The following is a 16,859-nucleotide window of genomic DNA, read 5'->3' as shown; positions in this document are numbered from 1 at the left end:
CGCTCTACATCCAACTGCTAATTACGCGTTACTTTTAACATGTATACACGCAGCAGCACCAATGAATGGAATGTTGTCTTGTGTTACAAGCGTAACAGGGATCTGTGAAGTATATTGCGACATAATGCCTTTGTCTGCAAAACGTTCAACAAATCGACTAGATAATAAACGTTGTTGCATACGAGGTAAAATACCACCACCAATAAATACGCCACCTAATGCGCCAAATGTCAGGGCTAAGTCCCCTGCTACACTACCAATCCAATCACAAAATTGATTGAGTGTTGCATCACAGACTTCGCATTGACCAGTGGTTGCAAGCTCGCTAATTTGTGCTGCATCTAAATTCTTCGCTTCTACGCCTTTTACCGCAGCCATAGCGCCATATAAATGAGCAATACCAGGGCCTGAGAACACAGTCTCCACAGAAACATGATTTAATTGCTTTTTAAGCTCAGTAATCAGCCTACGGTCTAAGTCTGTGACAGCTGCAAGGGTAATGTGCCCTGCTTCACAGCTAAGAACAGCACTGCCTTGTGATGTGCGAACTAAACATGCAGCACCAAAACCTGTACCAGGCCCCATAACTGCGATATTCGCATTTTCATCCGCCTGACCTGCTTTAACAGCCATATTTTGCGAATCATCTAAATAAGGTGCCGCATAAGCAAATGCTGCAAAGTCGTTGATTACTTCAAGTTGCTCAAATGAAAACTCAGCCTTTAAATCGGCAACGTTAAAGTGCCAGCCAAGGTTAGTTAAGTGAACTTGACCTGCTTTAATCGGGCCAGCTACTGCTAAACATGCACGGCTTGGCTTTGGAAACGAAATTTGACTAAAGTACTGGTTAATCGCACTTTCTAAAGAGCCAAAATCTGCACTTGGAAAAGTTAAATTGTGCTCGATAACAAACTGGTTAGTTTGTGCATTAAAGTCAGTGATTAAAGCGAAACGAGCGTTAGTGCCGCCGATATCGGCAACAAGAATAGGAGCGAATTCTGTGGTTGTCTGTGTGTTCATGATGTTTTCTCTATTTGTCTAAGCTAGTTGCCGCTTATTTTTCTAGTTTTCAATGGCAAAGCCACCGTGTCTGCTAAACTTTGGGTCATTGCCTCAAAGAAGCTATCTTTTGTATTAAAAAAATGCTGCCCAAATGAATGGGCAGCCAAATACGTTTTGACAACAAAATGATAAAACAGTGACATTATGACACCGGTGTCAGATTTGGATCAATAAAAATTTTCATTATTTGTGCATGCATACGTATTTAATGAGAAAACCTGCGTATTAAGTATCGAAAAGGCATTTATAAACACATAAAAAATACCTAACTGTGTACAGAACAGTCACACTCTCGCTGCTTGTCACAAATAGCTTGAAAAAAATATTAAATAGCCGAAAATGGCAATTACTAGTTCTGTTATTTGGTAACCATATGAAAGGTAAGGCGACATCTTTTGACATTGCACATTATGCGGGTGTGTCGCAGTCAACCGTGTCTCGCGCGCTGCGAAATAGCCCTTTGGTCAACGAAGAAACCCGTCGACGTGTTCATGAGGTAGCCAAGCAGCTCAACTACAAAGTTGATAAAAATGCCAGTAACTTAAGAACACAGCAAAGTAGCACCCTCGCCCTGTTATTATTTGAAGATCCCACTTCGGATGAATCACAAATAAACCCTTTCTTTTTGGCGATGCTAGGTAGTATAACCAGAGCCTGTGCAAAAGAAGGCTACGACTTACTGGTATCGTTTCAGTCAAGCAGCTCTGATTGGCAAGCCGATTACGAAGACAGCCATCGTGCAGATGGCTTAATACTGCTTGGTTATGGTGATTACCTTGATTATCAACCTAAATTTAAAACCCTAATAGATCAGCACACTAAATTTGTCTGTTGGGGTGCCAGTGTAGATAACCGCCCAGATTTAACTGTGAGCTGTGATAACTACGGCGGTGGTAAATTAGCGGCTGAACATTTACTCGCAACAGGAAGAACCGATTGTGCATTTATCGGCGATGCATCTGAGCATAGTCCAGAATTTTTTGCTCGCTACCAAGGCTTTAAAGATGCATTTCTAGCCAAGGGCGTTAATTTAAACGAACGTAAGATGGCAAATGCTATTTCAACAGAAGAATCAGGCTATCACGCGACTCGTTCACTCTTAGCAAATAACATTCGTTTTAACTCATTATTTGCTGCCAGTGACCTTATTGCGATTGGAGCTATTCGCGCCTTGAAAGAAGCAAAAATAAAGGTTCCTGATGATGTGCACGTTGTTGGCTTTGATAATATTGCGGTTGCCAGCTTTGTAAACCCACCACTTACCACTGTTCAGCAAGACACCACCCTCGCCGGACAAATGTTGGTCGATAACCTGCTCAAACTTATTCGTGGTGAAGATGTCGAGAATACCCTTTTACCACCTCGGTTAATTATTCGCGGTTCAAGTGTTTAATTTTTAGCGATAACAGCTTTGTTATCGCCTACTCCCTCCCTAACCAGACACTTATTGCATTAAAATCAGTTTTTTTTCGATTTACCCAAGACTATTACTTCGAAAAAGCAGATAATTACACCTATTATGTTGAAAATGCTTATCTGGCTAACAATGCTTTAGATAACAACGCGCACAAAGGTGGAATTTTTTAATGGAAATTAAAGTTAATTTTCTCGACAACCTCAGACTTGAAGCCAAGTTTGATGATTTCTCTGTCATTGCAGACCAACCTATTCGCTATAAAGGTGATGGCACTGCACCAAGTCCATTCGATTACTTTTTAGCATCTTCTGCATTGTGTGCGGCTTACTTTATTAAAGTGTATTGTAATTCACGCGATATCCCGACAGATGGTATTCGTGTTGCGCAAAACAATATCGTTGACCCTGAAGACCGCTATAACCAAATTTTTCAAATTCAGGTTGAGTTACCAGAAAGCCTTTCAGAGAAAGATCGCACAGGTATTTTACGCTCTGTTGAGCGCTGCACAGTTAAACGTGTTATTCAAACTGGCCCTGAATTTAAGATCGATACTGTTGAAAGCATCGAAGCTGATGCGCAAGCAATGCTGATGGCAAAACCCGGTGATGACAGTAATACCTTTATTTTAGGTAAAGACTTACCACTTGAAGAAACCATCGCAAATATGACGGCCATCCTTGAAGAGTTAGGGATGAAAATCGAGATTTCTTCTTGGCGTAATATTGTGCCAAATGTATGGTCACTTCATATTCGTGATGCAGCTTCGCCTATGTGTTTTACCAATGGTAAGGGTGCAACGAAAGAAAGCGCACTATGCTCAGCTTTAGGCGAATTTATTGAGCGCTTAAACTGTAACTTCTTCTATAACGACCAGTTCTTAGGCGAAGACATTGCTAATAGCGCGTTTGTTCATTACCCAAATGAAAAGTGGTTTGCATTGACTGACGATGACTCTTTACCTGAGGGCATTTTAGATGACTATACCCGTGAAATTTATAATCCAGATGGTGAGCTGTGCGGCTCACACCTAATAGATACCAACTCTGGTAATAAAGAACGTGGCATTTGTTCGATTCCTTATGTTCGCCAGTCAGACGGTGAAACGGTTTATTTCCCTTCAAACCTAATTGAAAACTTATTCTTAAGTAATGGGATGAGTGCAGGTAACAATTTTGCTGAGGCAAAAGTACAATGTTTATCTGAAATTTTCGAGCGTGCCGTTAAACGTCAAATCATTGAGCAAGAAATAGTTTTACCAGACGTACCAAAGGATGTTTTAAATAAATACCCAGGTATTGTTGCGGGTATTAATGGTCTTGAAGAACAAGGTTTCCCTGTTGTAGTAAAAGACGCCTCGCTAGGTGGTCAGTTCCCTGTGATGTGCGTAACACTCATGAACCCTAAAACAGGCGGTGTATTTGCCTCTTTTGGTGCGCACCCAAGCTTTGAAGTAGCGTTAGAGCGCAGCTTAACTGAGTTATTACAAGGCAGAAGCTTTGAAGGCTTAAACGATGTACCTAAGCCAACGTTCAATAGTATGGCAGTTTCTGAGCCGGAAAACTTTGTAGAGCACTTTATTGATTCAACGGGCGTGATCTCATGGCGTTTCTTCAGCGCTAAACACGATTATGATTTTGTAGAGTGGGATTTCTCTGGTAGCAATGAGGAAGAAACTGAGAGCTTATTCGGTATATTAGAAAGTTTAGGTAAAGAAGCTTACATTGCTGAATTCTCAGATCTTGGTACTGCATGTCGCATTTTAGTGCCTGATTACTCAGAAGTGTATCCAGTGGAAGACTTGATTTGGGACAATACCAATAAAGCACTTAACTTCCGTGAAGATATCTTAAACCTGCATCGTTTATCAGAAGATCAACTTGCTGATTTAGTTGAGCGCTTAGAAGAAAGTGAACTAGATAACTACATTGATATCATCACCTTAATCGGCATTGAGTTTGATGAAAACACAGTATGGGGTCAGTTAACGATTCTTGAGCTGAAGCTACTTATTTATCTAGCACTTGGTGATTTAGAAGCAGCAATGGAGCTTGTTGAAGCATTCTTACAGTATAACGACAATACCATTGTTGAACGCGGCCTATTCTACCAAGCAATGCATGCAACGTTAGAAGTCGCACTCAGCGATGACCTAGAGATTGAAGATTACATTCATAGCTTCACCCGTATGTTTGGTCAAGAAACGATGGATGCAGTCGTTGGCTCAATTAACGGCGATGTAATGTTCTATGGTTTAACAGAAACCAGCATGAAGCTTGAGGGTTTAGACAGGCACCTTCGTTTAATCGAAAGTTACAAAAAGCTACACGCTGCCCGCGCTAAAAAAGCAGGGCTGTAACCAAGAAATATCAAAGCCGCACGTTTTCGTAACCTGCGGCTTTTCTGCTTTACTTAAAACCGTTACTTAACGAAAACGAACACCTGTAATATCGTATTCAGCAATAAAGCGGCCACCATAAGAATCTACAAACATAAACTCCATCTCTATTTTATCTCGTCGACCTTTGTGCTCAAGCAATTCAACAATAAAGTGTTTATTTGAATTACGGTCATAGGAGCGACCTTTTGTTTCTCGGGTAATATTGAACTTTGTAGGGTTACCTATGCTATCAAAATACTCAAACAGCACGTTTAAACCGCGCGCATAAATTCCCGAGTCTCGCTGTGAGGAATTAGGTCTTTGCTGTGCCAACAACCATGTTTTGTCTTTTTGATTTACAGCCTTAATAAACTCACTTATTAATTGTTGGTGCTCAACAAGAGGTGGCAGCTTTATTTCTTTTAGTGACTCTGTGAGTTTATCGCCCGCTCCCTCGGTTCTTGCTATGTAATTCTCAAAACCGGCGTCTATCGACATATAATTTAAATAGTCCGCAAGGCCATCATTGTAAACCTGTTCAAATGTGCCATATTCTTCCGAGAGAATATTTTCAAGACGATTATATAAAGAAAAAGCATGCGCTGAGTCTATTTTTTTTAGTTCAGAAGTGTCTATTAATTAACCAAAAAGTAGTGCATTTAAGTCAATTACATTTGTTCTATCATCAAACGTAATAATTTCCTTGGCCCATTCTTTATCTGCTGTGGCAATATGCAAATAGTAACGTTGAAAAGGCGCACCATGCTCATCAGTGATGGTAATTTTATTTGTCGAAAAGTCATAAATTTTGGCATTTTTAGTAGGGCCAGTTCTAACACTTACCTTTAAGCCTTTTGACAGTTCGGTAAATTTATCTGACTTTTCAATCACAACTTCTTGAGAAGCAAAAATAGTCGTCGGAAGTAGCAACAAAATACTGGCAATGCATTTACTAACATTTTTCATTTAAATCCCTTTAAGTTAAAAATCAGACCAAACCCAATAAAGGTACATAAATACCTTAAATGTATACTAAAGTGGTAACTAATTGAAGCTTAGTGTGTATGTTAGGGTTTATATCGGTAATGCCCTGTAATTTTGTAAGTGAATAACATATCTTCCATTTTAGGACCCCAGCCTATGTTATGAACAATCAGAGGTCTTAATTTATCTTTCGATAGTTCATCTGTAACGATACCTATATGAGGCCTATTATTAGGTAGAACCCAAGTCACAATATCACCTGCTTGATAGTCAGCAGCTGTTTTACTAATAACATGACTTTCACCATGTCTTTCAAAAAACACTTGTAGGTTAGGTACCCTGCGATGGTCAATATTGGTATCTGGTTTGGTTAAGCCCCAAATTCGTTTTGAAGGATATAAGCTAAAGTTGTCGCGCATATCCTCATATACAAGCGCCTGTAAATCAATTCCTAAAGCTCTGTAAGTACGTATAACCACGTCGGTACATACACCTATATTCTTAGGTACATCACCATTGGGATAGTCTATTTTTCGATAACTTCCGTTATAAACTACAAAGTGTTCAGTTCGCTCTTTGGCGGCCTCAACAAGTTTAGATTGAAAACTTTCCGCTTGAGAATTAAGAGCAAATAATAAAAGTAACATCCCGGCTGTTTTGATCATCTACAAACTCCATTTTAAATAATTATAAAAACTCGAATAGACTGCTCTCTGCCCATTCTCTTTATTAAGTATTAATGCTGTTCAGTATCAGCGTATTCTGCTAAACGGCTTTCAACTTGTAAGCGCTCTTGCTCAGTGAGTTCGCTATAAAACTTGGAGTATGGCCAGCCATAACCCCAGCGAAAGCTGGTAGGTAAAAAAGGTGTACCACCCACTCTAACACCAGCAAGCATCAATACCGCAATTTCTTGCTCACCCACTTGTGCAACACACTCTTTTAAATCTATATCAGCTTGCTCACGTTGCTTGAAAGTACCGCCTTGCCAATAAGCGAGATCATGGGCAGTGCAGCAAGCTAACCATAAGTTTTTGTGTTCTATCGTTCCATCAGGAAAAGAGCTGCAACCATCTGTAGTGAAGGGTTTAAGTTCAGCTGCTTCAGCTTTAATTAAGCACACAGGTAAAGCAATGAGAATAAGTATAACAAGAATAAAATTTTGCTGATTCATGGTAAATTCCATTTCAAATTTGGCCCTATTATAAACAAAAAACCGCCGAGGTTAATTCGGCAGTTTAATTATTTAATTAGATATTTAAAAGAAACTTACTTAGCTAATGTTTCGGCTGCTTTCTCTGCAAAAAGGTTACCTAGTTTTATATAGTAATTACTTTTATAGTGCCATTTATCTTCAATGAATTCGACAGGCTCATCAAAGGCAACTAAATGAGCATTAGCATTTGATTTAACGTACTTTTTCTGAGCATTCCATACACTCTCAATATGTGGCATCATGCGTGTTTCAGGTGTTTTACCAGAGTCTTCGATTCTGCCAAGAATGATTGGTAACTCCTTATTGCCAAAAGTCATCTTCATATCATTCATCAGGCTTGTTAAATTAGCTAAATAAACCTTAGATGCTTGTTCATGATAGGCATCGGCCTCACCCTGCATCCAAATGATACCTGCTGGTACTAAAGTATCTGCTACACCATCACCATCTATATCATTGTTCGCTAACGCAGCTCTTACGGTAGTTTGAAAGTTATCCCATTGGTTGATCTTGGTGTTGTCAGCATAGTTCTGCCCCCATGTACCAAAACCAGATGCCCCAAGCGCAATAGATGAGCCACCACGCGCATATTTGATAATGGCTATTTTCTTACCCGTTAGCTCAGATAAGCGTTTACCAAAACTCAATTCAGGGCCAAATCTATCCGATAAAATAATTGAATGCTCTGTCGATCTTGCCCCTGTTCCAAAACCAGGCATTAAATTAGTCCAAACACCTTTGCCACCATTTAATGCATCATCAGCAACAGGGTTACCAAAAAAGAATAAGGTATTTACAACTGGCTTTTCATACTGTGCAGGTAAGTCTTTATTAAAGCCAAAACCTTCCATATTTGATTGGCCCCCCATAAAGTAAAGCAAATAGTCATCCGCTTTACTTTGCGTGCTTATTGCTAACAAACCACATAAGGCTAGTTTTTTAACATTATTTTTCCTTTTACCAAAAGCCATGCCCAATAAATATTAGGTATGTAATTAAGTTTTTACTTCATAGTTATAGCTTCGTGCTATAAATACTTTTAATACAGGCATTTAGCCTAGCAGAAGCAGTTCGATTCTTTTAATCAATTAATTATTACAGTGCTTGCGCGTTTACTCTGAACATAAACTCAAGTGGGATTTGTAATCGCTTAGCCCAATCAACTTCTGCATGCGTCGCACCTGGGAAATATTGACTCTGCCATAACGAAGCTGGATAACCGTGTTGCATAAATACATTATCAATTTGTTTTTGAAGATCAGGATACATGGAGTCTAATGTGCCATCTCCATAATCGAAGTAAACTTTTTGTGTTGTTAGTTTGCCAATATTGTCAGAAATATACTGCTTGAAAGCAGTAAATACTTGTTTGTCATAAGTAAAAATCCCTGGCCAATGCGTAGACATACAAATTGCGCCGGCAAACTCATTAGGATATTGAAGTAGTGTATACCAAGAAATAAGCCCTCCCATGCTTGATCCTGCGATATACCGATGTTCAAAACCTTTATTTACTGAATAGTTATTCTCAATAAAGGGAATGACTTCTTCAACAACAAAGCGAGCATAGTTGTCTGAATAAACCTTAGAGTAAAACAGCTTTTGCCCTGGATACCTCTCTAACTCATATAAATTTGCTTGTTTTTGCTTTGCTAAACTTTCAAATACTTTTTGCGGAAAATACTCGCTATGACGATTTTCTACCGCATTTGGAATGCCAACAACAATAAATGGCTTAACTTTACCGCTTTGAATTAACTTCGCGGCAACTTCATCAACTTGCCATTCTTGTTTATTCCATGTTGTTTTGGCATCAAACAACATTCGACCATCATGCATATATAAAACATCATACTTACGTGTGTTGCTATAACCTGGTGGTAACCAGATATTTAAAAAACGGCTCTCAACATACTTTGAACTAAAGTTTTTCTTAACATCAAGATGCCCTTCTAACACCTCAGGGATTATCACATTTGCAAAAGTGACACCTGAAAATAGCATCAAGGTTAAACAAATTAATTTCTTAAACATAATGTCTACTCAAATTTAAACTAAAAAGCCGCAAATGAATTGCGGCTTATTAATAAGGTATTACTTGAGGGCTTTTTCAACCACAGGGTAATGATCCCATACATGTTTATCACTCACTGAACGGAGTAACTTGATATATTCAGCATGAGTCCAAGCAAGTGGTGTGGCTGAGTTTGTACCCTCACCTAGCTGATAGCCTCCTTTATTATTGCCTACGCCATCCCAAACTTGTTCAGGTAACATCATGCCTTCATTGGCAAATGCTTCCATACCTTTTACATAGGTGTCTTTAATCACTTGTTGCTTCATCGCATCAAGGCTATTAGTTGCGTTTGCAGCAGCGATTTCGTAGTGGCCACGCTCACCGGTGAAAAACGGCCATACACGACCACGTTGACCAGGGGTGTTGTTACCACCTTCGGCATAGTTGTTACCTGTCACTTCATCTTCACCGTAACCATCGTTACCATAGCGACGGTAACCAGGGTATGAACCTGAGCCATCAGCAAAATTAAAGGTGTAACGCACTTGCAAATTATCGACTAAGGTCTCGTCATCGTATTCTGGTAATGTTTTTACAATGCTTGGCGCAAGTGCATCACGAACACCGTAACGTACAAGCTCTAAGAAACCACCATCAAGGATTTGCTTTTTATCAAAGCCTTCACGGCCATTATTGGCGTTAAGTGTGGTTGTTGAGTTTGGATCTTTGTCTTGACCAATACGAATGAAATATTCACCATCGCTGTTTTCAGACTTAAGGTTACCTTGAGTCGTAAACATGGTGCTTTCAATTTCACTGTTGTAAGTTTTAGCCGTTGCTAGATAACGCTCTGCATTTTTTGTGTCACCTGCTTTTTTAGCGATATCAGCAGCCGTGACTAAGCCTGCAACAACCGCTGCAGTTGTTGATGGAGAGAAACCATTTTGTTCTTCCCAACGCTCTTGTTGCGTAGCAGGCGGTGTGATTTGTGTGTCATTCCAAAGAATTTTCGCAAGGCCACCATCAACCAAGAAATCAGCCGCTGGCTTTAACATTTTGCCATACCAATCTGTGAGCTCTTGATCGCTAAGTACGCCTGCTTGATGTAGTTTCCACGCTAACATAATTGGCATTGCTGTTTGGTCAAGCTGAACACCTACCCACTCAAGCTCACCATCAACGTGCGTCTTTTGTAAAAACCAACCCGTGTCACCACCATTGCCTGGCGTGTTATCTGTTACTTGTACTTTTTCTAGATATTCAAATGCTGTTTTAGCGGTACGTGTATCACCCATGGCCATAAATGCCATTGCGACTTGATAGAAATCACGTACCCAAACCGCTTTATAACCGGTAGAGCCTGTTTTAGCCGACACTGTTTCACCCCAAGGGTTAGACAATGACGCAATTAAAGCACCAGCATGGGTTTTATCTTCTTGCGCTTTCAACACCATGGCGCTGGTATAAAGCAACTTACCATTATCTGCGGTGCTGTTAGTTAATGTGCTCAAAGGTTCAAGGCTTGCTAAATAGTCTTGCCAACCAATTGCAGCACCTTCACCGTTATATGCTGCAAGCACTTTTTGGTAACCTTGATTTAAACTCGCTTGACCTTCTTTTAAGCTTGCAGCTTCAGAGTTACCAAAGCTTAACGTTAAATCAAAGGTGGTGTTTTTTGATACTTCACCAAGCTCTGCAAGTAAACTTACATTACCCGACTTATCACCAGTATTTTGGTAAGTCGTTGATAGTGATTGCGATGCTTTTAACTCTTTTAATCCATCACTTACACCCGTAAAGCCAACGCTTGCTTGCTTAAATGGTTGAGCGGCTTGTAAAGATAAAAAGTTATCATCTTGCCACGCAACTAGACCCTTATCAGTCACTTTTGCAAAATCATCTAAACCGTTGTTATCAATGTAAGGGTTCACATTAACGTAGGCTTTCACACCTTCAAGGTCGGTATTAAATACGCTACGAACAAACAATGTTTGGCCATTTGGATCTGTAAAAATATGCTTTTCTAAAGTGAAACGACCTTGTTTATCTTTACTAACGACTTTATAAGCAAGCGATAATGGGCGACCAGCGTCGTCTTTGTATAAATAATCAATGCTTACATCGAGATCATCGCTCTCTGTAACGGTAAAGTCTTTACCGACTACAACAAACTGCATATCTTTGATTTGTGCTTGGTGAATTAAACCAAACATGGTTTCTGTGATCATGCCTTTAGCGATTGAAAACCAAACTTTTGATACTTTGCCAGTAGCAGCTGCGTCGCTGTAGTGGCCGTCTTGGTATTGCTCGTAAGAGGTACCAATACCCGTTTTACCAGAGTATGCCCAAAAAGGCTCAACACCCGGTGCACCTGGCGCTGACACCTGCTCAACTGCTGTATTAACTGATTGCTCTGAACTACAAGCTGTTAAACCTAACGCTAACAAGCTTGCTGTAATAAGATTAAATTTTTTCATTGTGTGTCCTTATTATTGTTGCTTAACGCGCAGCACAGCGACCGCTGCTAGTACGAATGACACTGCACCTAGCACTAACGCATAAATCGGTTGATTATCAAAAAAGTGACGTAAAATTAGGCCTAATACGCTTGCCGCTAACAGCTGCGGAATAACAATAAAGAAGTTAAAGATACCCATGTACACACCCATTTTTTTACTTGGTACTGAGGTACTTAACATTGCGTATGGTAAAGATAGAATTGACGCCCAAGCAAACCCTACTCCAATCATTGGCCAGATCAGTAAACTTGGATCTTTGATAATAATGAAGCTGACCAGACCCAATGCACCTAGCACTAGGTTGAGAGCGTGAGCCATTTTTAGCCCTACTTTTTTAACGATAACCGGAATACACAGTGCTGCAATGGCAGCAAAACCATTGTAAGCGGCAAATAATACACCAACCCAATCCGCACCGTTATTGTAGGCAAGAGAGCTTGTATCACTGCTGCCGTAGTGGAAGCTAGTTACTGCCGATGTGGTGTAAATCCACATTGCAAACAATGAGAACCAGCTAAAAAATTGTACCCATGCCAATTGTTTCATCGTTTCTGGCATAGTGAATACATCATTCACAACTTGATAAAAGCCACCACTGGTTGCGTTTTTAGCCTTTAAAGCACCAGCAATAAATTGAATAACACCAAAGCTAATCAAACCACCAGCGAGTAAATAAAGCTCTTTTTCAAGCGATAGACCCGTTACAATACCAAGTACTACTAGACCAAGAACCGTAAAGATTGCAGCGCCTTTGTTAAAGTTTACATCACTTTGAACATCACTCGAGTCATCGCTTTGCTCTTGTTCATGAAAGCTTTCAAGTTCTTCTGGTGAATATTCTTTCGTGGTAAATACAGTCCAAAACACAGCAACTAATAAAACTACTGCACCAAAGTAAAACGAAAATTTTACAGAATCTGGAATTTGCCCAGCAGGTGCCGTATTAGCAATATCGAACCAGTTAGTCATCATCCAAGGTAATGCAGACGCAACAACCGCACCAACACCAATGAAGAAGCTTTGCATCGCATAACCAGTTGCACGTTGTTTTTTCGGTAGGTTATCACTAACAAGGGCGCGGAATGGCTCCATAGTCACGTTAATTGACGCATCCATGATCCATAACATACCCGCCGCAATCCAAAGGCTTGGTGAGTTAGGCATGATGAATAACGATAACGTCGTTAAAATAGCCCCATAGAAAAAGAACGGACGACGACGACCTAACTTATTCCAAGTTTTATCGCTCCAGTAACCGATGATCGGTTGTACAATTAGACCTGTTAATGGTGCTGCAACCCAAAGGATTGGAATATCATCAACATTGGCACCTAAAGTTTGAAAAATACGGCTTACATTACCGTTTTGTAATGCGAAGCCAAATTGGATACCAAGGAATCCAAAACACATATTCCATATTTGCCAAAAGCTCAGCGTTGGTTTGTTATTATTCATAGTCAGCCTTTAAGGTAAATACTGCACTGCTTAAGCCATTCAGCTGTAGTTGAATTGGCGCATTCGTAGCTGCCTCAGAAATCACAATGTCGGCATGATTTTCTAGGTTATCAATTAACGTTAAGCCACTGTGATTAAGCTTAGGTAACAACGTTTGGTTAAGTGTTAGTTCAACATCTTGAGGGTTTTCTGAAAAATTACTTACGACGAGCACCAGTTGTTGACCTAGCTTTCGCGTAAAAGCAATAACTTGTTCTGAGCCTGTCAATTCAATCGCTTGCATGTCACCACCAACAATGGCAGGAAGTGTGTTTAACGACATCAACTTGGTGTAGTAAGCGCGAAGATCAGCTTGCTGCTTTGAAAGCGCACCGCCATCGAATTTACCATTATTCATCCATGCTTGATGCGCAGGTACACCCATATAATCGAAAATGCTGGTACGCGTTGGGTCGCCAAAACCACCGTCCTCAGAGCCATCTTCACCGACAGCTTGACCAAAATAAAGTAATGTTGGCGAGCGCGACATCAATGTAGATACCACCATCGCTGGCTTACCTTTTTCACTACTACCAGCGAAATCTGGGCTAGCAATACGTTGCTCATCATGGTTTTCTAAGAAGTGCAGCATATGCTCTTCAATATCCGTCACTTGGCTTTGGATATCGAAAATAGTATCCGCTGATTGCTTGCCTTGCATCACAGCTTTAATCGTGTCGTAAAAACCGACTTTGTCGTAAAGGTAATCCATCTTACCTTGTTGGATATATGGGCGGTAAAGCGTTGGGTTATATACCTCAGCCAAAATAAAGGCATCGCTTTTTTGCATCTTGATTGATGAATTTAAAAAGCTCCAAAACTCAACAGGCACCATCTCGGCCATATCATAACGGAAACCATCAACACCTTTATCTAACCAATAAAGCGCGATATCGCGGAATTTATACCAGCTATTTGGTAGATCTTTATCTTGCCAAAAGGCGTAGTGCGCACGGTAATCTTTATCAGCGTAATCATCCGGTAGCGTCGGGAAGTCGTAGCTACCATCTGGTTTCACACCGTAATTGATTTTAACTGTTTCGTACCAATCATTAATGTCAGGTTTAGCGGCACGGGCCCCATTACCCGTCCATTTTGCTGGGGTTTCGGCAAATTGATTATCAGCAAGAGGATGCGGGTTACCACCTAACACTTGGTAGCTATCGCTTGTTGGCACTTGAAATGACTGCCCTGTTACATAATAAAAGTTATTATCGCGAGCATAGGTTTTCGTCGTGTCATCTTCAGCACCAAAATCCTTTACACCTTCAGGCTTAGCAACCGACTCATAGTTACGCGCTACGTGGTTTGGCACAATATCAATAACCACTTTCATACCGTGCTTATGAGTGCGATTGATTAGCTCGACAAACTCTTCTAAGCGGCGCTCAGGGTTAATTGCTAAATCAGGATTAACATCGTAATAATCTTTCACTGCATAAGGCGAGCCTGCACGGCCTTTTACAACATCAGGGTCATCTTGAGACAAACCGTATTCGGTATAGTCAGTTACTAAAGCATGACGCGGTACACCAGTGTACCAAACATGTGTTGTTCCTAGCTCTTTAATGCCTTGTAATGCTGCATCATTAAAATCAGCGAATTTACCTACCCCATTTTCTTCTAATGTGCCCCACGGTTTATTGGTGGTGTTAGTGTTACCAAATAATCGAGTGAATACTTGGTAAACCACAGGCTTAGAGATAGCTGCTTGGCTAGATTCTGATTGCTGCTGTTGCGTGTTCTGCTGTACTGGCGCATCGTTACCACAGGCAGTTAAACCTAAAACCGAAGCCACTACTAACGCAGTTAGTTTGTATGTTGTCATCATTACTTCATTTTTCTGTAAATATCAGTTCATACTAATGTTAAGGGCTGCATACGGACAGTAAATGCATACGTATTCAGCCTATTAGTTGCAATTATTCAAGTTCGATTAAGCGTGCTTGCATAGCTTTTAAGCGGATTGGCGCAGCAAGATCAACACGCTCTTCGCTGATTAAATCGCGTCCTTTATTATTGCCTTTCAGCACTTCTTGCATGTAGCTTAAATCCCAATCAATAGCTTGTTGGTTTTTGTTAAGAACAACCAATACAGTTTGGCCATTGTGCTCTCTCACATAGCTGTAAACGCCTTGCTTGGGTGAAAAATGCATTAAACGACCTTCGCTTAACGCTGGTTTTTCTTGACGAAGCTTAAGCAGTTTTTTCATGCTAGCTAACATCTCTTGCTGATCAGCTGAAAGCCCCTTACCTGTGAAGGCATTCGCTTTTTGACCTTTAAACCCACCCGGGAAATCAATGCGAATATCACCGTGGTCATTGCTTGGCGTGTTATCGAGCAGCAGCTCAGTGCCGTAATAAATTTGTGGAATACCACGAGTTGTTAATAACAGCGTCATGGCTAATTTAGTTTTTGCTAGGTCTTGACCAAGCTCAGTGTAAACACGGCTCATGTCATGGTTATCTGCAAACACTAAAATGTTATCTGTATCAGCATATAAAAAGTCATTCGCCAGCGATTGATACACTTTAACCCAACCTGTATTCCAGCTTTCTTCTTCGTTAAGTGCTTGGATCAACGCCTCTTGTAATGAAAAGTCCATTACACTTGGTAACTCAGAGGTATAACCATCTTGATTGACTTTGCCACGCTGCCAATAAGATGCAATTGCTGGGTTGGTTGTCCACTCTTCACCAACAATATTAAAGTTTGGGTATTCGGTCATTATCGCTTTAGTCCAATCGGCTAAAAATGCTTTATCTGAGTATGAATAGGTATCAACACGAATGCCGCTTAAGTTGGCGTATTCAATCCACCAAATGGCATTTTGAATTAAATACGTTGATAGTAACGGCTGGCGCTGATTTAAATCAGGCATCGTCTCAACAAACCAACCATCATTAAATTGACGTTTGTCGTATTGGCTCGCATGAGGGTCTTGAATTGTTTGTCTGGCGTGACTAGTGGCATTTTTACCGTTTTCAAACTTGCCATCAAAGTTAACCCAATCTGCCGTTGGCATGTCACTCATCCACTGATGCGATGAACCAAAGTGGTTAAGTACCATGTCCATCACTAAGCCGATACCATGCTCTTTCGCTTCTGCCGATAAGGTTTTATAAAGCGCATTACTGCCCATACGCGGATCAACTTTGTAAAAATCAGTAATAGCATAACCATGATAAGAATAACTTGGCATGTCATTTTCAAGCACCGGTGTTAACCAAAGTTGTGTTACACCGAGGTCCTCAAGGTAATCTAGGCTATTGATAACACCTTGAATATCACCGCCATGTCGGCCACCTTTAAAGCTTGGGTTTGCAGCCTCCTGCATACCTGCAACACTATCGTTACTTAGGTCACCATTTACAAAGCGATCAGGGTTTATTAAATAAAGCGTGTCTTTATTTGTAAAGCCATGACGATTGGCACTTTGTTTATCACGGGTATTTAATGGGTAAGTAAATTCTGTGCCATCTTTAGCTTTAAAAGTCAGTGTTCCCGCCTTTGCATTGTCACTGATGGTTAAATCTAAAAACGCGTAGTTAGGATTATTCGTTGTTGTCACCCCTTTAAACTCAACACCTTTATAGGGCATCATTTGCCATGTTTTGTTAGCAATATTGTTATCGTAAAGCATGACTTGTAATGAGTCATTTTGCATCCCTACCCACCAGTTTTCTGGTGACGCAGTAATAGCAAAACTTGCTGTTGAGTTAAAAAGTGTAAATGCGGTTGTTAACGCTAAAAATGTTTGTGTTTTTTTCAT

Annotated in this window: 13 protein-coding genes; 2 read left to right on the top strand and 11 right to left on the bottom strand. The window is 40.4% G+C overall.

Annotated features, from left to right (window positions below):
• Positions 1-21 precede the first annotated feature (21 nt).
• On the bottom strand, positions 22-1,020 hold the full coding sequence (gene glk / locus CWB80_RS04830) for a glucokinase (protein WP_138600575.1): 999 nt from the start codon (positions 1,018-1,020) through the stop codon (positions 22-24).
• 415 nt (positions 1,021-1,435) lie between these two features.
• On the opposite strand from glk, the gene CWB80_RS04825 reads away from it, so the two are divergent.
• Both CWB80_RS04825 and CWB80_RS04820 read left to right on the top strand, forming a co-directional pair.
• A complete protein-coding gene (locus CWB80_RS04825; RefSeq protein ID WP_138600573.1) occupies positions 1,436-2,455 on the top strand; it encodes a LacI family DNA-binding transcriptional regulator in 1,020 nt (339 codons plus the stop codon).
• Positions 2,456-2,648: 193 nt separating this feature from the next.
• Positions 2,649-4,835: an OsmC domain/YcaO domain-containing protein gene (locus CWB80_RS04820; RefSeq protein WP_138600571.1), complete on the top strand. Its 2,187-nt coding sequence runs from the start codon at positions 2,649-2,651 to the stop codon at positions 4,833-4,835.
• 66 nt (positions 4,836-4,901) lie between these two features.
• On the opposite strand, the gene CWB80_RS04815 is transcribed toward CWB80_RS04820, so the two are convergent.
• From CWB80_RS04815 to CWB80_RS04770, 10 genes are all read right to left on the bottom strand, one after another.
• The gene (locus CWB80_RS04815) at positions 4,902-5,354 is read right to left on the bottom strand and encodes a hypothetical protein (protein ID WP_138600569.1); all 453 of its coding nucleotides are present in this window, start codon (positions 5,352-5,354) and stop codon (positions 4,902-4,904) included.
• Positions 5,355-5,495: 141 nt separating this feature from the next.
• Complete coding sequence (locus CWB80_RS04810; protein WP_138600567.1) at positions 5,496-5,822, bottom strand: hypothetical protein; 327 nt, start codon at positions 5,820-5,822, stop codon at positions 5,496-5,498.
• 101 nt (positions 5,823-5,923) lie between these two features.
• Entirely contained in the window at positions 5,924-6,505 is a 582-nt protein-coding gene (locus CWB80_RS04805; protein ID WP_138600565.1) for a DUF1287 domain-containing protein, read from the bottom strand.
• 71 nt (positions 6,506-6,576) lie between these two features.
• Complete coding sequence (locus CWB80_RS04800; RefSeq protein WP_249362514.1) at positions 6,577-7,014, bottom strand: hypothetical protein; 438 nt, start codon at positions 7,012-7,014, stop codon at positions 6,577-6,579.
• A gap of 95 nt (positions 7,015-7,109) precedes the next feature.
• Positions 7,110-8,027: a sialate O-acetylesterase gene (locus CWB80_RS04795; protein ID WP_138600563.1), complete on the bottom strand. Its 918-nt coding sequence runs from the start codon at positions 8,025-8,027 to the stop codon at positions 7,110-7,112.
• 124 nt (positions 8,028-8,151) lie between these two features.
• Positions 8,152-9,090 (bottom strand): alpha/beta hydrolase, encoded by a 939-nt coding sequence (locus CWB80_RS04790; protein WP_138600561.1) that lies wholly within the window; start codon positions 9,088-9,090, stop codon positions 8,152-8,154.
• Between the two features lie 60 nt (positions 9,091-9,150).
• Complete coding sequence (locus CWB80_RS04785; RefSeq protein WP_138600559.1) at positions 9,151-11,550, bottom strand: glucan 1,4-alpha-glucosidase; 2,400 nt, start codon at positions 11,548-11,550, stop codon at positions 9,151-9,153.
• 12 nt (positions 11,551-11,562) lie between these two features.
• Positions 11,563-13,047, bottom strand: coding sequence for an MFS transporter (locus CWB80_RS04780; protein ID WP_138600557.1), 1,485 nt, complete (start codon positions 13,045-13,047; stop codon positions 11,563-11,565).
• Positions 13,040-14,914, bottom strand: coding sequence for an alpha-amylase family glycosyl hydrolase (locus CWB80_RS04775; protein WP_502705000.1), 1,875 nt, complete (start codon positions 14,912-14,914; stop codon positions 13,040-13,042). Before CWB80_RS04775 ends, CWB80_RS04780 begins: the two co-directional genes overlap by 8 nt.
• A gap of 94 nt (positions 14,915-15,008) precedes the next feature.
• Entirely contained in the window at positions 15,009-16,859 is a 1,851-nt protein-coding gene (locus CWB80_RS04770; RefSeq protein WP_138600553.1) for a glycoside hydrolase family 13 protein, read from the bottom strand.

It is taken from the genome of Pseudoalteromonas sp. S1650, from assembly GCF_005887195.1.
Classification (GTDB): domain Bacteria; phylum Pseudomonadota; class Gammaproteobacteria; order Enterobacterales; family Alteromonadaceae; genus Pseudoalteromonas; species Pseudoalteromonas simplex.
This window is presented reverse-complemented; position numbering and strand designations above follow the sequence as displayed.

Excerpts from the sequence above, each read along its gene's own strand:
- glk (WP_138600575.1), bottom strand. The coding sequence starts at position 1,020 with ATGAACACACAGACAACCACAGAATTCGCTCCTATTCTTGTTGCCGAT.
- CWB80_RS04825 (WP_138600573.1), top strand. The coding sequence starts at position 1,436 with ATGAAAGGTAAGGCGACATCTTTTGACATTGCACATTATGCGGGTGTG.
- CWB80_RS04820 (WP_138600571.1), top strand. The coding sequence starts at position 2,649 with ATGGAAATTAAAGTTAATTTTCTCGACAACCTCAGACTTGAAGCCAAG.
- CWB80_RS04815 (WP_138600569.1), bottom strand. The coding sequence starts at position 5,354 with ATGTCGATAGACGCCGGTTTTGAGAATTACATAGCAAGAACCGAGGGA.
- CWB80_RS04810 (WP_138600567.1), bottom strand. The coding sequence starts at position 5,822 with ATGAAAAATGTTAGTAAATGCATTGCCAGTATTTTGTTGCTACTTCCG.
- CWB80_RS04805 (WP_138600565.1), bottom strand. The coding sequence starts at position 6,505 with ATGATCAAAACAGCCGGGATGTTACTTTTATTATTTGCTCTTAATTCT.
- CWB80_RS04800 (WP_249362514.1), bottom strand. The coding sequence starts at position 7,014 with ATGAATCAGCAAAATTTTATTCTTGTTATACTTATTCTCATTGCTTTA.
- CWB80_RS04795 (WP_138600563.1), bottom strand. The coding sequence starts at position 8,027 with ATGGCTTTTGGTAAAAGGAAAAATAATGTTAAAAAACTAGCCTTATGT.
- CWB80_RS04790 (WP_138600561.1), bottom strand. The coding sequence starts at position 9,090 with ATGTTTAAGAAATTAATTTGTTTAACCTTGATGCTATTTTCAGGTGTC.
- CWB80_RS04785 (WP_138600559.1), bottom strand. The coding sequence starts at position 11,550 with ATGAAAAAATTTAATCTTATTACAGCAAGCTTGTTAGCGTTAGGTTTA.
- CWB80_RS04780 (WP_138600557.1), bottom strand. The coding sequence starts at position 13,047 with ATGAATAATAACAAACCAACGCTGAGCTTTTGGCAAATATGGAATATG.
- CWB80_RS04775 (WP_502705000.1), bottom strand. The coding sequence starts at position 14,914 with ATGACAACATACAAACTAACTGCGTTAGTAGTGGCTTCGGTTTTAGGT.
- CWB80_RS04770 (WP_138600553.1), bottom strand. The coding sequence starts at position 16,859 with ATGAAAAAAACACAAACATTTTTAGCGTTAACAACCGCATTTACACTT.